The sequence below is a fragment of the Ottowia sp. genome (assembly GCF_035325765.1).
Lineage (GTDB): Bacteria > Pseudomonadota > Gammaproteobacteria > Burkholderiales > Burkholderiaceae_C > Ottowia.
The window spans coordinates 25353-39887 of sequence record NZ_DAOKZG010000017.1 but is presented as its reverse complement, the minus strand read 5'-3'; the positions used below and the strand labels follow the sequence as shown (position 1 = coordinate 39887).

At 71.7% G+C, this 14535-nt stretch carries 9 protein-coding genes; 6 read left to right on the top strand and 3 right to left on the bottom strand.

The genetic code is table 11. From position 1 onward, the window contains the following. Positions 1–67: 67 nt before the first annotated feature. A complete protein-coding gene (locus tag PKA16_RS07855; RefSeq protein ID WP_324402043.1) occupies positions 68–6094 on the bottom strand; it encodes an excinuclease ABC subunit A in 6027 nt (2008 codons plus the stop codon). A gap of 414 nt (positions 6095–6508) precedes the next feature. Continuing rightward, positions 6509–7471 carry a PhoH family protein gene (locus PKA16_RS07850; RefSeq protein WP_324402041.1) on the bottom strand — a complete coding sequence of 321 codons (963 nt, stop codon included), beginning with the start codon at positions 7469–7471 and terminating at the stop codon, positions 6509–6511. Between the two features lie 77 nt (positions 7472–7548). Here PKA16_RS07850 and ruvA point away from each other — a divergent pair, with 77 nt between their 5' ends. The 4 genes from ruvA (at position 7549) to ruvB (ending at position 11254) form a co-directional block, all read left to right on the top strand. Next, positions 7549–8124 (top strand): Holliday junction branch migration protein RuvA, encoded by a 576-nt coding sequence (gene ruvA, locus PKA16_RS07845; protein WP_324402039.1) that lies wholly within the window; start codon positions 7549–7551, stop codon positions 8122–8124. Between the two features lie 177 nt (positions 8125–8301). Further along, positions 8302–8658, top strand: coding sequence for an I78 family peptidase inhibitor (locus tag PKA16_RS07840; RefSeq protein WP_324402037.1), 357 nt, complete (start codon positions 8302–8304; stop codon positions 8656–8658). A gap of 41 nt (positions 8659–8699) precedes the next feature. Then, the gene (locus PKA16_RS07835) at positions 8700–10178 is read left to right on the top strand and encodes a trypsin-like serine protease (RefSeq protein WP_324402035.1); all 1479 of its coding nucleotides are present in this window, start codon (positions 8700–8702) and stop codon (positions 10176–10178) included. Positions 10179–10192: 14 nt separating this feature from the next. Then, positions 10193–11254, top strand: a complete 1062-nt coding sequence (gene ruvB, locus PKA16_RS07830) for a Holliday junction branch migration DNA helicase RuvB (RefSeq protein WP_324402032.1) — start codon at positions 10193–10195, stop codon at positions 11252–11254. A 152-nt stretch (positions 11255–11406) separates the two neighbouring features. On the opposite strand, the gene PKA16_RS07825 is transcribed toward ruvB, so the two are convergent. Then, positions 11407–11952 (bottom strand): carboxymuconolactone decarboxylase family protein, encoded by a 546-nt coding sequence (locus PKA16_RS07825; RefSeq protein ID WP_324402030.1) that lies wholly within the window; start codon positions 11950–11952, stop codon positions 11407–11409. Between the two features lie 75 nt (positions 11953–12027). Between PKA16_RS07825 and PKA16_RS07820 the strand changes: the two genes are divergently transcribed. Next, entirely contained in the window at positions 12028–13308 is a 1281-nt protein-coding gene (locus tag PKA16_RS07820) for an efflux RND transporter periplasmic adaptor subunit (RefSeq protein ID WP_324402028.1), read from the top strand. Further along, entirely contained in the window at positions 13305–14531 is a 1227-nt protein-coding gene (locus PKA16_RS07815; RefSeq protein WP_324402026.1) for an FtsX-like permease family protein, read from the top strand. The genes PKA16_RS07820 and PKA16_RS07815 overlap by 4 nt, the downstream gene beginning before the upstream one ends. Positions 14532–14535 lie beyond the last annotated feature (4 nt).

The window sequence follows — 14535 nt, the reverse complement described above, 5'->3', positions numbered from 1 at the left end:
TGGAGTGCCGTGCAGGGTGAATTACTGATTTGCCGAATTCAAGTCAGCTGATGCTGGCAGCTTCGCGTCAGCTCGCGCGTGCCAGCACCGGTGCCAGCGCCACCCCCGTGTGCGTGTCCGCCCGCACCACGTCCTCCGGCGTGCCTTCCGCCACGATGCGGCCGCCGCCGTCGCCGCCTTCGGGACCCAGGTCGAGGATCCAGTCGGCTTCGGCGATGAGGTCCAGGTCGTGCTCGATCACGATCACGCTGTGGCCGCCGCCGACCAGGCGGTGCAGCACGCGGATCAGCTTTTCGACGTCCTGCATGTGCAGGCCGACGGTGGGCTCATCGAGCACGTAGAGGGTGTGCGGGGCCTTGCGGCCACGCTTGGCCACGTCGTCGCGCACCTTGCTGAGCTCGGTCACCAGCTTGATGCGCTGGGCCTCGCCGCCGGACAGCGTGGGCGAGGGCTGGCCCAGGGTCAGGTAGCCCAGGCCGACGTCCTGCAGCAGGCGCAAGGGGTGGGCGATGGCGGGCATGGAGGCGAAGAACTCGACCGCCTCGTCCACCTCCATCTGCAGCATCTGGCCGATGCTCTTGCCGCGCCAGGTGACGGCCAGGGTCTCGGGGTTGAAGCGCGCGCCGTGGCAGACCTCGCACGGCACCTTGACGTCGGGCAGGAAGCTCATGGCGAGCGTGCGCATGCCCTGGCCCTCGCAGGCCGGGCAGCGGCCGTCGCCGGTGTTGAAGGAAAAGCGCCCGGGCGCGTAGCCGCGCGCGCGCGCCTCCAGGGTGTCTGCAAACAGGCGCCGCACCAGATCCCAGAAGCCGATGTAGGTGGCGGGACAGGAGCGCGGGGTCTTGCCGATCGGGGTCTGGTCGACTTCGAGCACGCGGTCGATGGACTCGAAGCCCTGCAGGCCGCTGCAACCGACCAGCGGCGGTGCCTTGCCGGCGTCCATGGCCTCGCGCCCCGCCTTCGTCGAACGCTGCTGCACCCAGGCGGCGACGTTGGCCAGCAGCACCTCGCGCGCCAGCGTCGACTTGCCGGATCCCGAGACGCCGGTGATGGCGACCAGGCGCTGCAGCGGCACGCGGGCGTCGACCTGCCGCAGGTTGTGGCGCTGCGCGCCAAGCACGGTGAGCCAGCGCGAGGCGCCGTTCGGGACTGCCTCATCCGCTTCGTCACGGATTGCCGCTTGCGCCTTCTGGTGAGGCATCCGAGCCGATTCCTGCTCGAATCCAGGAGCGGGCGCCGCAGCCAGCACCGGTCGGCGCGGCTGCAGCGGGTGGCGCATGGCGTGCAGCAGGTAGCGGCCGGTGGCCGAGTCGGGCGCGGCCTGCACGTCGGCCACGCTGCCCTCGGCCACCAGGCGGCCGCCGCGGATGCCGGCGCCGGGACCGATGTCGATCAGGTGCTGGGCGGCGCGGATGGTTTCCTCGTCGTGCTCCACCACGACCAGGGTGTTGCCGTGGTCGCTGAGCTGCTGCAGCGCGCCCAGCAGGATGCGGTTGTCGCGCGGGTGCAGGCCGATGGTGGGCTCGTCCAGCACGTAGCACACGCCCTGCAGGTTGCTGCCGAGCTGCGCCGCCAGGCGGATGCGCTGCGCCTCGCCGCCGCTCAGCGTGGGCGCGCCGCGATCGAGCGTGAGGTAGCCCAGGCCGACCTGCTCGAGGAAGGTCAGGCGGCTGCGGATCTCGGGCAGCAGGTCGCGGGCGATCTCCTGCGCGCGGCCTTCGAGCCGCAGGCCATCGACCCACTGGTGCAGGTCAGCCACCGACAGGCGTGCGAGCTCGGTGATGGGCAGGCCGTCGACCTGCGATGCGCGTGCGGACAGGGCCTGCGGCGCGGGTACGCCCTCCAGCAGCACGGCACGTGCCGTCGGGTTCAGCCGCGTGCCGGCGCAGGTGGCGCAGGTCAGGTCGACCAGGTCTTCCACCTCGGGCTCGTCCAGCGTCTGCTCCTGGCCGCGCTCGTCTGCGGACAGCACCGAGTCGTCCAGCAGCTTGCGCTGGGCTCGCGTGAGTGCAATGCCGGTGCCGACGCAGTCGGGGCACCAGCCGTGCTTGCTGTTGTAGGAGAACAGGCGCGGGTCCGGCTCGGCGTAGCTGGTGCCGCAGACCGGGCAGGCGCGCTTGGTCGAGAACACCTCGACCTGGCCGATGGCGGCGGTGGGCAGGCCAGCCTCCATGGCACTCCGCAGGCCGGCGATCTCGTGCAGCACGTGCACCACGCCCTTGCCGTGCTCGAGCGCGCGCGCCAGCGATTCGCGCAGCTGGGGTTCGTTGCCGGGGCTGACGGGCAGGCTCATCACCGGCAGCTCGATGGTGTGCTCCTTGAAGCGGTCGATGCGCGGAAAGCCGGTGGTGGGCAGGAACTCGCCATCGACGCGCAAGTGGGTGAAGCCGCGCGGCCGTGCCCAGTCGGCCAGCTCGGTGTAGACGCCCTTGCGGTTCACCACCAGCGGCGCCAGCAGGCCGATGGTCTGGCCGCGGTAGCGCGTCAGGATCTGCGCCGCGATGCGCTCGGGCGTCTGCGGCTCGACGCGCGCGCCGTCGTGGATGCAGTGCTGCACGCCCAGCTTGACGTAGAGCAGGCGCAGGAAGTGCCAGACCTCGGTCACGGTGCCGACCGTGCTCTTGCGCCCGCCGCGCGACAGGCGCTGCTCGATCGCCACCGTGGGCGGGATGCCGTAGACCGCGTCGACCGCCGCGCGGCCAGCCGGCTGCACGATGGAGCGCGCGTAGGCGTTGAGCGATTCCAGGTAGCGGCGCTGGCCCTCGTTGAACAGGATGTCGAAGGCCAGCGTGGACTTGCCCGAACCCGACACGCCGGTGACGACGCTGAAGCGGCCGTGCGGCACCGAGACGCTGAGGTTCTTCAGGTTGTGTTCGCGCGCACGCACGATGTCGATGGCGGTCGGACGCTGCACGTCCAGTGCCTGGCGGGCATACGCGGCCCTGGCTTCCTCGACGCCGGGCGGCGCGTTCAGTGCCTGTTCGTATGCGCGCAGCGCCGTCCCGGTGTGCGAGCCGGGCTGCGCCATCACGTCCGCGGGCGTGCCCTGCGCCACGATGCAGCCGCCGGCGTCGCCCCCCTCGGGGCCCAGGTCGATCAGCCAGTCGGAGGCGCGCATGACGTCGAGGTTGTGCTCGATCACGACCAGGCTGTGGCCGGCGTCCAGCAGCTTGCGCAGGGCGCGCATCAGCTTGGCGATGTCGTCGAAGTGCAGGCCCGTCGTCGGCTCGTCGAACAGGAACAGCTGGCCCTTGCGCGCCATGGGCTGGCGGCTGGCCGTTTGAGCTTTCGCGGCTTCCGCCAGATGGCCCGCCAGCTTGAGGCGCTGTGCCTCGCCGCCGGACAGCGTGGGCACCGGCTGGCCCAGCTTGACGTAGTCCAGCCCCACGTCGACGATGGGTTGCAGCGCGCGCACCACCTCGCGGTCGCGCGCAAAGAGCTCGATCGCCTCGGCCACGGTGAGGTCCAGCACGTCGGCCACGTTCAGGTGGCGCGCGCGCAGGTCGCTCGGCGCCTGGCGGTCGATGCGCACCTCCAGCACCTCGGGCCGGTAGCGCTGGCCGTTGCAGTCGGGGCAGCGCAGGTAGACGTCGCTGAGGAACTGCATCTCGACGTGCTCGAAGCCCGAGCCGCCGCAGGTCGGGCAGCGCCCATCGCCGCTGTTGAAGCTGAACTTGGACGCGGTGTAGGCGCGCTGGCGTGCCAGCGGCGCGTCGGCATACAGCTTGCGCATGGCGTCCCAGGCGCCGACGTAGCTGACCGGGTTGGAGCGCGCGGTCTTGCCGATGGGCGACTGGTCGACGAACACCACGCCGCTGAGCTGCTCGGCACCCAGCAGGCGGTCGTGCGCGCCGGGCGCCTCGGTGGCGCGGCCGAAGTGGCGCATCAGCGCCGGTGCCAGCACGTCCTGGATCAGAGTCGACTTGCCCGAGCCCGACACGCCCGTCACGGTGACCAGGCGCTGCAGCGGGAATTCGACGTCGATGCCCTGCAGGTTGTGCTCGCGCGCACCCTCCAGGATCAAGCGCGGCGTGTCGGGCTTGACTCCGCGCGCAAAGCCCAGGCCGATGGTCTTGCGTCCGCCCAGGTAGGCGCCGGTCAGGGTATCGGCAGCGCGCAGTTCCTCCGGCGTGCCGTCGAACACGATGCGCCCGCCGGCCGCCCCCGGGCCGGGGCCGAAGTCGAGCACGCGGTCGGCCGCCAGCATCACCGCCGGGTCGTGCTCGACCACCACCAGGGTGTTGCCGGCGCTGCGCAGGCGCTGCATGGCCTGGGTGATGCGGTCCATGTCGCGCGGGTGCAGGCCGATGCTGGGCTCGTCCAGCACGAACAGGGTGTTGACCAGGGAGGTGCCGAGCGCCGTGGTCAGGTTGATGCGCTGCACTTCGCCGCCCGAGAGCGTGCGGCTCTGGCGGTCCAGCGTGAGGTAGCCGATGCCGACGTCGGTGAGGTACTTCAGCCGGGTCTGGATTTCGTCCAGGATCAGCCTGAGCGCCTGGGCGTCGGCGGATTGCGCATCGAATGGGCTTTCCGCGCCTGCCGGACGGGCAGAGGCCGTCGTGCCTCTTGACGCATCCTGCAGCCGGTCGAAGAAGCGTGCCAGGCGGTCGATCGGCAGCAGCATCAGGTCGTGCAGGCACAGGCCGGGCAGCCGTTCCAGCTGTGCGCGGCTCCAGCCCACGCCCTGCGGCATGAAACGCTCGAAATGCTGGCCCCCACGCTCGGCGCAGCCGCGCGCTTGCTGCGCCCTGGAGGGGCTGCCGCCCCCTGGGGCAGCCCGGCCTGGCGACGGCGCCAGCACCGCGTCGGCGTCCTCCCTCGAGCCCACGCGCCACAGCAGCGATTCGAGCTTGAGCCGCGCGCCGCCGCAGGTGGGGCAGGGCGTGTAGCTGCGGTACTTGGACAAGAGCACGCGGATGTGCATCTTGTAGGCCTTGCTCTCGAGGTAGGCGAAGAAGCGCCGCACGCCGTACCACTGGCGGCTCCAGTTGCCCTCGCGGTAGCTCGGCGTGCCCTCGATCACCCAATGCTGCTGCTCGGGCGTGAGCTTGTTCCAGGGCGTGTCGCGCGGGATGCCGGCGCTCTCGGCATGGCGCATCAGGTCGTCCTGGCACTCGCTCCAGGCCGGAGTCTGGAACGGCTTGATGGCGCCGGCGCGCAGCGTGAGCCGCCCGTCCGGGATCACCAGCCCCATGTCCACCCCGATCACGCGGCCAAAGCCGCGGCAGTCGGGGCAGGCGCCCACGGCCGAGTTGAACGAGAACATCGAGGGGATGGGCTCGCCGTAGCGCAGGTCGCTTTCGGGGCAGTGCAGGCCGGTGGAGAAACGCCACAGATCCGTGGTCTCGCCGTCCTCGCCCAGCACGTGCACGGCGAGGCGCCCGCCGCCGCGCAGCAGCGCCAGCTCGATCGCCTCAATCACGCGTGCGCGTTCGGTGCGGCCGACGCGGAAGCGATCCGCCACTACGTCGAGGATCTTCTTGTCGCCGCTGGTGCGCTCGGCCTGCACGCGCGTGAAACCGGCGGCCGACAGCCACTGCTGCACTTCCTCGGCCGTGGTGTTGGCGGGCAGCTCGACCGCGAAAGTGAGGGCGAGGCGCGGATCGCTGCCCCCCGAGGGGGCCGCTTCCCCTTGGGACGGCCCGGCGGTGAAGCGCTCCGCGCGACGCAGCAACTCCCGATAAATGGTGTTCGGCGTGTCATGCCGCACCGGCAGCCCGGTCTGGCGGTCGAACAGCTGGCCGGCGCGCGCGAACAGGAGCTTGAGGTGGTCGTTCAGCTCCGTCATCGTGCCGACGGTGGAGCGCGAGTTGCGCACCGGATTCGTCTGGTCGATCGCGATCGCCGGCGGCACGCCCTCCACCTTGTCCACCGCCGGCTTGTCCATGCGGTCGAGGAACTGGCGCGCGTAGGGGCTGAAGGTCTCGACGTAGCGCCGCTGACCCTCGGCGTACAGGGTGTCGAATACCAGGCTGGACTTGCCGGAGCCGCTGACGCCGGTGACCACCGTCAGCTCGCCGGTGCGCAGGTCCAGGTCCAGGTTCTTCAGGTTGTGCTGTCGGGCGCCGCGGATGCGGATCAGGCCATCGGTCATTGGGTTTTGGTGCAGTGTTTCGCGCTGTCAGGCACTTGCAGAAGCCAGAAAAAGGCTCTGGGCGAGGCACGGTTCGCAGGCAATGCTGGTGCGCCTCGTCAAGAACTGCAACGCCACAGAGGGCCTTTTTCTGGCTTCCCGTCGGGCGAGCCGCCAGGGGGCCATCTGCCTTGTTGCGTGGTCTTGACATGGCCCCACCCATGCCGGCACCCACGCGTCGCGCATCCGGCCCCTTCGCGACTCGCTACAAGCACCTGACAGCGCGAAACACTGCACAAGGAGATGAGCCCGAAGATTCTAGGGAGCGGCGCTTGTGTCTGGTGGCGTAGGGGCTATCGGTACCGGGGCGACAGCCCGTCCAGCGAATCACCCACGACACGGCATGGCGTTTGTCATCCACGACGCCGGCCGGCGTCATTCGTCCGGGCTTGTTCTCGACTTGTCGCGCCGCTGGGCGTCGTATGCATCCACGATGCGCGCCACCAGCGGATGTCGCACCACGTCGGCACTGGTGAAGCGCGTGAAGGCGATGCCCTTGACCTTGCGCAGCACGCGCTCGGCGTCGACCAGGCCGCTGGTGGTGCCCTTGGGCAGGTCGATCTGGCTGGTGTCGCCGGTCACCACGCAGCGGCTGCCGAAGCCGATGCGGGTGAGGAACATCTTCATCTGCTCGGGCGTGGTGTTCTGGGCCTCGTCCAGGATGACAAAGGCGTGGTTCAGCGTGCGCCCGCGCATGAAAGCGAGCGGTGCGATCTCGAGCTGGTGGCGCTCGAAGGCCTTGGCCACGCGGTCGAAGCCCATCAGGTCGTACAGTGCGTCGTACAGCGGGCGCAGGTAGGGGTCGACCTTCTGCGTCAGGTCGCCGGGCAGGAAGCCCAGGCGCTCGCCCGCCTCGACCGCCGGGCGCGTCAGCACGATGCGCTGCACCGACTGGCGCTCCAGGGCGTCGACGGCGCAGGCCACGGCGAGGTAGGTCTTGCCGGTGCCAGCCGGGCCGATGCCGAAGGTGATGTCGTGCTGGGCGATGTGCTCCAGGTAGACGCTCTGGTTGGGCGTGCGCGCCTTCAGGTCGCCACGGCGCGTGGCCAGCACGGTGGCGCCGTCCTCCGATTCGCGCAGGCCCTCGCCATCGCCCACCAGCATGAGCTGCACGGTCTCGGGCGCGATTGGCCGCGCCGCCATCTCGTACAGCGCCTGCAGCACGGCCAGTGCGCGCTCGGCCTGCTTCTTCGGGCCCTCCACCTTGAACTGCTCGCCGCGGTGGGAGATGCTGACCTGCAGCCCGGCCTCGATGGTGCGCAGGTGCTCGTCCATCGGACCGCACAGGTGGGCCAGCCGGGTGTTGCTGGGGGGGATGAAGCTGTGGCGCAGGAGCATCAGGCAATTGTCGGGCATTGTCCGCCCGCGCTTCGCCTATCATGGCCACACCTCCCAAAGCCCGGAGCCGGACCCCCGTGATCGGACGCCTGAGCGGCCTGCTGGCCGAAAAGAACCCACCCCAGATCCTGGTCGACTGCCAGGGCGTCGGCTACGAAGTCGACGTGCCGATGAGCACCTTCTACAACCTGCCGGCGCTGGGCGAGCGCGTGCAGTTGCTGACGCATTTCGTGGTGCGCGAGGATGCGCAGGTGCTGTACGGGTTCGCCAGCGCGGCCGAGCGCGCTGCCTTTCGCCAGCTCGTCAAGATCAGCGGCGTCGGGCCGCGCACGGCGCTGGCCGTGCTGTCGGGCATGAGCGTGGCCGAGCTGGCCCAGGCCGTCACGGCGCAGCAGGCGGGGCGCCTGGTCAAGGTGCCCGGCATCGGCAAGAAGACCGCCGAGCGCCTGTTGCTGGAGTTGCGCGGCAAGCTCGGCGCCGACCTGGACGCGCCGCTGGCCGCTCCCGCCAGCGACGCCCACGGCGACATCCTGCAGGCCCTGCTGGCCCTGGGCTACAGCGAGAAGGAGGCGGGCGCGGCGCTGAAGGCGCTGCCGCCGGGCAGCGGCGTGAGCGACGGCATCCGGCAGGCGCTGAAGGCACTGGCGAAATGAAATGGCACTCCGCCGGCCTTGCCACGCACCACCTGTTGGCCGCTGGGGACGGCGGCTGTCTGACTGGCTTGTGTCTCGCCCACGCGGGACAGGTCGGATCGAAGGGCGGGTTGCACGGCCCGCCGCATCGGTGGCGCGCTGACATGAGTCCGTCCGTCCCGGTCCCGGGAGCCTCGCATGCGACTTGATCGCTCCACTTCGATGCTGGTGCTGGCGGCCCTGCCCTGGCTGGCTGCCTGCGTCAACCCGGTCGCGCCGGCCGATGCGGCGGCGCCCGAGCCGATCCCGCGCGTCGTTGCCGATCGCATCAGCGCCGGCGGCGCGCCCGGCAACCACTGCGATGCGCGGGCAGCGCAGTTCCTGGTCGGCCAGCGCTACGACGACGACAGCTTGCGACGTGCCCTGGAGGCGGCCGGGGCCGACGAGGCGCGGCGGCTGCGGCCGGACAGCGTGATCACCAAGGAGTACCAGGCCGGCCGCCTGAACGTGGTGGTCGATGCCGGCGGACGCGTGGTGCGCGTGCACTGCGGGTGACTGGCGGCGTGCAGCCACGGGGCCGGAGGACAGGAGCGCACATGACGAGACGATGGCATTCCCGGGCCGCGGTCCTGGCGTGCGGACTGATCCTGGCCGCCTGTGGCGGCGGCGACGACGAGCCGAGCCAGCCGCCGTCCATGGTGCTGGCGCCGATCCCGATGGCGTCCGGCGCGCGCATCGAGCCGCTGGACACCCGGGTGGTCGAGCGCGCGGCCAGCAAGAGGGCACCCGCGGCGGCAAGCCGCCTGCCGACCGGCGCGCCGGTGGTGCGGGTCGAACTGGCGCCGTTGGTCGAGGCCAAGGCGGTGCCCGAGCGTGCGCCCGGGTCGCCCTTGCGCATCGGCGTCGGGCGCGCGGTGCCTGCGACGGCGCAGGTGCAGGATCTGGCGGCCCTGCTCGACTGGCACACGCTGGACGACGGCGCGCGCGTGGCGGCGGTGGCGTTCGATGCCGCGGGTGCGCAGGGCGTGCGCCTGGGCGTGCTGGTGCGCGCGTTGCCCGATGGGGCGGTGCTGCGTTTCTACGGCCGCCCGGGCACGCCGGTGGTGGCGCTGGATTCGGACGCGCTGGCGGCGCTGCACGCGCTCAACCGGCGCGGCGGACTGGCCGACGATGCGGCGCGCATGGTCTGGGGGCCCGATACCGACGGCGCCGTGAGCACGCTGGAAGTCGAGCTGCCGGCGGGCGTGGCGGCGGATCGACTGCAGCTCGCCGTGCCCGAGCTGTCGCACCTGATGCAGACCGTGGCGCAGGCGCTGGCCAAGGACGAGGCGGACATCGGACGCGCGGGCTCCTGCAATGTCGACGCCAGCTGCACGACCTATGAGGCCGAGAGCCGCTCGGTGGCCAAGATGCTGTTCACCCGGAGTGGGTCCAGCTTCCTGTGCACGGGGACCCTGCTGAACGACGCACAGGGCAGCGGCCGGCCGTACTTCCTGACGGCCTCGCACTGCATTGGCGACCAGGCCACGGCCTCGACGCTGGTCACCTACTGGTTCTTCCGTGCCGCGAGCTGCGGCGCCGCGCGCCCCGATCCGGCGAACACGCGCCGGGCAGGTGGTGCTGTGTGGCGCGCGACCGATACCGCGACCGACACCAGCCTGCTGGAACTGAACGAACCCCCTCCGGGTGGCGTGCTTTACGCCGGCTCCTACTTCGGCCCCAGCCCGGCGATCGGGGCCGACGTGCTGGGTCTGCACCACGCCGGCGGCGATCTGCTCAAGGCCAGCCTGGGGCGCGTGCTGGGCTATGCGAACTGTCCGACCGGCGATGGCAACTGCACGCTGACCAACGACCCGGCATTGGGGGCGTCACTGCGCCTGACCTGGCGCCGCGGCACCACCGAGGGCGGCAGCAGCGGCTCGGCCATCTTCGCCCAGTCGGAGGGCGGCACGCGCTACGTGGTCGGTGTGCTGCACGGCGGCAACGCCAGTTGCGACAATCCGGAGGGCAGTGATTTCTACGGCCGCTTCGAGCGCAGCTTTGCCGCCGGCCTGCGCGACTGGCTGGCGCCCTGAGCCACAATCGTGGCATGAGCATCACGGTCGATGATTTCGGCGCGCCGGCCGGCGACCCGGCGCCGCGCCTGGTCTCCGGCGCGACGGCATCCCCGCGCGAGGAAGCACTGGAGCGCGCGCTGCGGCCCCGGTTGCTGGATGAATACGTCGGCCAGGCCAAGGCGCGCGAGCAGCTCGAGATCTTCATCGGCGCGGCAAAGAAGCGCGGCGAGGCGCTGGACCACGTGCTGCTGTTCGGCCCGCCCGGCCTCGGCAAGACCACGTTGTCGCACATCATCGCGCACGAACTGGGCGTGCAGCTGCGCCAGACCAGCGGCCCGGTGCTGGAAAAGCCGCGCGACCTGGCGGCCCTGCTGACCAGCCTGGAGAAGAACGACGTCCTGTTCATCGACGAGATCCACCGCCTGTCGCCGGTGGTGGAGGAGATCCTCTATCCGGCGCTGGAGGACTACCAGATCGACATCCTGATCGGCGAGGGGCCGGCGGCGCGTTCCATCAAGCTCGACGTCCAGCCCTTCACCCTGGTCGGCGCCACCACGCGCGCCGGCATGCTCACAAACCCGCTGCGCGACCGCTTCGGCATCGTGGCGCGACTCGAGTTCTACACGCCCGACGAGCTGGCGCGCATCGTCACGCGCTCGGCCGGCCTGCTGCAGGTCGAGACCGATGCCGCAGGCGCGCGCGAGATCGCGCGCCGCTCGCGCGGCACCCCGCGCATCGCCAACCGCCTGCTGCGCCGCGTGCGCGACTACGCCGACGTGAAAGGCCAGGGCCGCATCACGCAGGACATCGCGCACGCCGCGCTGGCCCTGCTCGACGTCGACCCGGAAGGCTTCGACGTCATGGACCGCAAGCTGCTGGAGGCCGTGATCCAGCGCTTCGACGGCGGCCCGGTCGGACTGGACAACATCGCCGCCAGCATCGGCGAGGAGCCCGGCACGATCGAGGACGTGATAGAGCCCTACCTGATCCAGCAGGGCTACCTGCAGCGCACCCCGCGCGGCCGCGTCGCCACGCTGGCGGCCTGGCGCCACCTGGGCCTGGCGCCGCCGCAGGGGGCGGGTGGGCTGTTCTGACGTCGGACATTGGACCTCCATACGCAGAGGGCGCAAAAATCACGCAGAAGACGCAAAAGAACCCCAAAAAATAATTTTCTGCGTCCTCTGCGAAACCTTCGCGTCCTCTGCGTATGGATGTTCGAATCCATCCCGCAAGGACCGCGCCAACGTCAAGCCTCCGGCGTCACCCCCAGCGCAACCAGGAAGCGCGCCACCATGTTGTAGGTCGCGATCGAGCTCGTCAGCTCGACCAGCCCGGTGGTGTCGAAGTGGCCGCGCAGGGCCTCGAACAGGGCGTCATCCACGCGCACGTCCAGCGTCATCTGCGCCGCGTAGCGGATGACCAACTGCTCCAGCTCGCCCAGGGCCGCATCGGTGGCGTCGGCGCGGGTGTCGCGCGCCACCACGCGCGCCAGCGCGTCGAGCTCGGCCTGGCTGCCGCCGGCGGCAAGGAAGTCGGGCGCGTGGTGGTGGTACTCGTAGTGGGCGCCGGTCAGCAGCGCCACGGTGCAGATCGCCAGCTCGCGCAGGCGGCGGCTCACGCCGAGCTCGCTGCGCACCGCCTTCAGGTGCGCGTTCCAGCCGCGCGCCAGCGGCTCGCTCCAGAGCAGGGCCTTGTCGAGGTTGATCAATGTGCCGCCACGCCGCGCCAGGATGGCGTCGACCAGTTCGGCGGGCTGGGGCTTGCGTTCGGGCGTCCAGTCGGGGATGCGCATGATGGCTCTCGTAGGCGGTGGCAGGAGCCCCGAGGATAATCGCGCGATGCCCTCCCCCTTCCTGTCCCGGACCGCATGAAGCGCACCGGGTGGCTCGTCGCCGGCCTGCTCCTGCTGGTGCTGGCGGCGGCCCTGCTGTTCCTGTGGTTGCGGCCGGTGCCGGTCGAGGTGGTCGAGTTGCGCACGGCGCCGCTCACGCGCACGCTGCAGTTCTCCGCGCGCGTGGCGACGCTGTCGCGCGTCAACGTCGGCGCCACCCTGACCGGACGCGTGGCCCGCGTGGCCGTGCGCGAGGGCGACGCGGTGCGGGCCGGCGATCCGCTGGTGCTGCTGGAGACCGACGAGGCCGCCAGCGCCCTGGCCCAGGCCGAGGCCAGCGTGGCGCAGGCGCGCGCCCGATTGCAGGGCCTGCGCGGCAGCGGTCGAGAGGTGGCGCAGGCGCAGTCGGCGCAGGCCGAAGCCACGCTGCACGCTGCCGAGCGCGAGCTGGCACGCACCGAGCAACTGGTCGCGCAGGGCTTCCTGAGCGCGGCGCGGTTGGACGAGGCGCGGCGCGCCGTCGAGGTGGCACGCGCCCAGCTCGACGCCGCCCGCGCGCAGCGCCAGGCGCTGGGCGACGCCGGCAGCGACCTGATGCAGGCACAGGCCCAGCTGATCCAGGCCGAGGCCGCACGCGCCGCGGCGCAGGCGCGCCTGGCCCAGATGACGGTGCGCGCGCCGGCCGATGCGCGCGTGCTGCTGCGCCACGTCGAGCCGGGGCAGATCGTGCAGCCGGGCACGGTGCTGCTGGCCCTGGCGCTGGCGGGGCCGACGCAGCTGGTGGCACAGGTGGACGAGCGCTTCCTGGACCAGCTCGCGCCCGGGCAGCCGGCGCAGGTGGTGGCCGATGCCTTCCCGGCCCAGCCCTTTGCCGCGCGGGTGCTGTCGATCGCGCCGGCGGTCGATGCGGCGCGCGGCGCGGTCGAGGTCAAGCTGGAGCCGGCGGGCGGCGTGCCGGAGTTCCTGCGCGAGGACATGACGCTGTCGGTCGAGGTGCGCACCGGCGCGCGCGACCAGGCCCTGGTGCTGCCGCTGGCGGCGCTGCGCGGCGAGGTCGGCTCCGGCGCGGACACGGCCTGGCGCGTGCAGGACGGGCGCGTGGTGCCGGTGGCGCTGCGCCTGGGCCTGCGCACGCTGGACGCGGCCGAGGTGCTGGCGGGTCTGTCCGCGGGCGACCGCGTGGTGCTGACGCGCGGCGTCGCGCCCGGCATGCGCGTGCGTGCCCGCGTCGTGGCCTGGAACCTGGCCGCCGGCGGCGCCGCCGACCGCGACCAGGCCGACCCGACCTCGGCCGTCGGCCGTGCACTGGCGCGATGAACGCGCTCGGCTTCGAATGGCACGTGGCGCTGCGCTTCCTGCGCGAGGGCCGCATGCAGACGCTGCTGATCGTGCTCGGCGTGGCCGCCGGGGTGGCGGTGATCGCCTACATCACGGCGCTGGTCAATGGCCTGCAGCGCAACACCGTGGCCAAGACCCTGGGCACGCAGGCGCACATCGTTCTGCGCGCGCCGGACGACGTGGTGACGCCGGCCTGGCCGCGTGCCGGCGACGACGCACCGGTCATCAGCGATACCCAGGCGCGCGCCCAGCGCCTGCGCTCGGTCGCCAACTGGCAGGCGCTGGTGCCGCTGCTCGAGCAGCGCGCCGACGTGCGCACGGTCTCGCCCATGGTCTCGGGCAGCGGCCTGGCGCTGCGCGGCGAGGCGACGCAGGCGATCGCCCTGATGGGGGTCGAGCTGGCGCGCTACGACCGCCTGGTGGGCCTGCGCGAGCGCATCACCAGCGGCAGCGCGCGGCTGGAGCCGGGCGAGGCCATCATCGGCACCGAGCTGGCGGCTGATCTCGGCGTGCGCGCGGGCGACCGGCTGGCCATCGACAGCGGCCGTGTCACGGAATCGGTACGTGTCAGCGCGCTGGCCGACTTCGGCATCAAGGACCTGAACCGTCGCACCGTGATCGTGCCGCTGCGCGCGGCGCAGAGCGTGCTCGGCCTGCCCGGCGGCGCCACCGTGCTCGACGTGCAGCTGCACGACCCCTGGCAGGCCGAGGCGGTGGCGGCCGGCCTGCGCCAGGGCCTGCCCTACAAGATCGAGAGCTGGCAGGAAACCAACGCCCAGCTGGTCTCGGCGCTGAACGCGCAGAACGTCAGCACCACCGTGATCCGCGTCGTGGTGGCGGTGGTGGTGGTGCTCGGCATCGCCAGCGTGCTGGTGGTGTCGGTGGTGCAGAAGCGCCGCGAGATCGGCATCCTGCGCGCCATGGGCGCCACGCGCGGGCAGATCCTGCGCGTGTTCCTGGTCGAGGGGGCGCTGCTCGGCGCGCTGGGCTCGGTGCTGGGCGTGCTGCTGGCCATCGCACTGATCTGGCTGTTCACGCGCCTGGCGCTGGGCGCCGATGGCAAGCCCCTGTTCGAGCTGGTGCTGCCGCTGGAGACGGCGCTGCAGACCGCGCTGCTGGCGCTGGCCTGCGGCGTGCTGGCGGCGATCGCGCCGGCGCGCCGCGCCGCGCGCATGGACCCGGCGCGGGCGATCCGGCTGTGAGCGC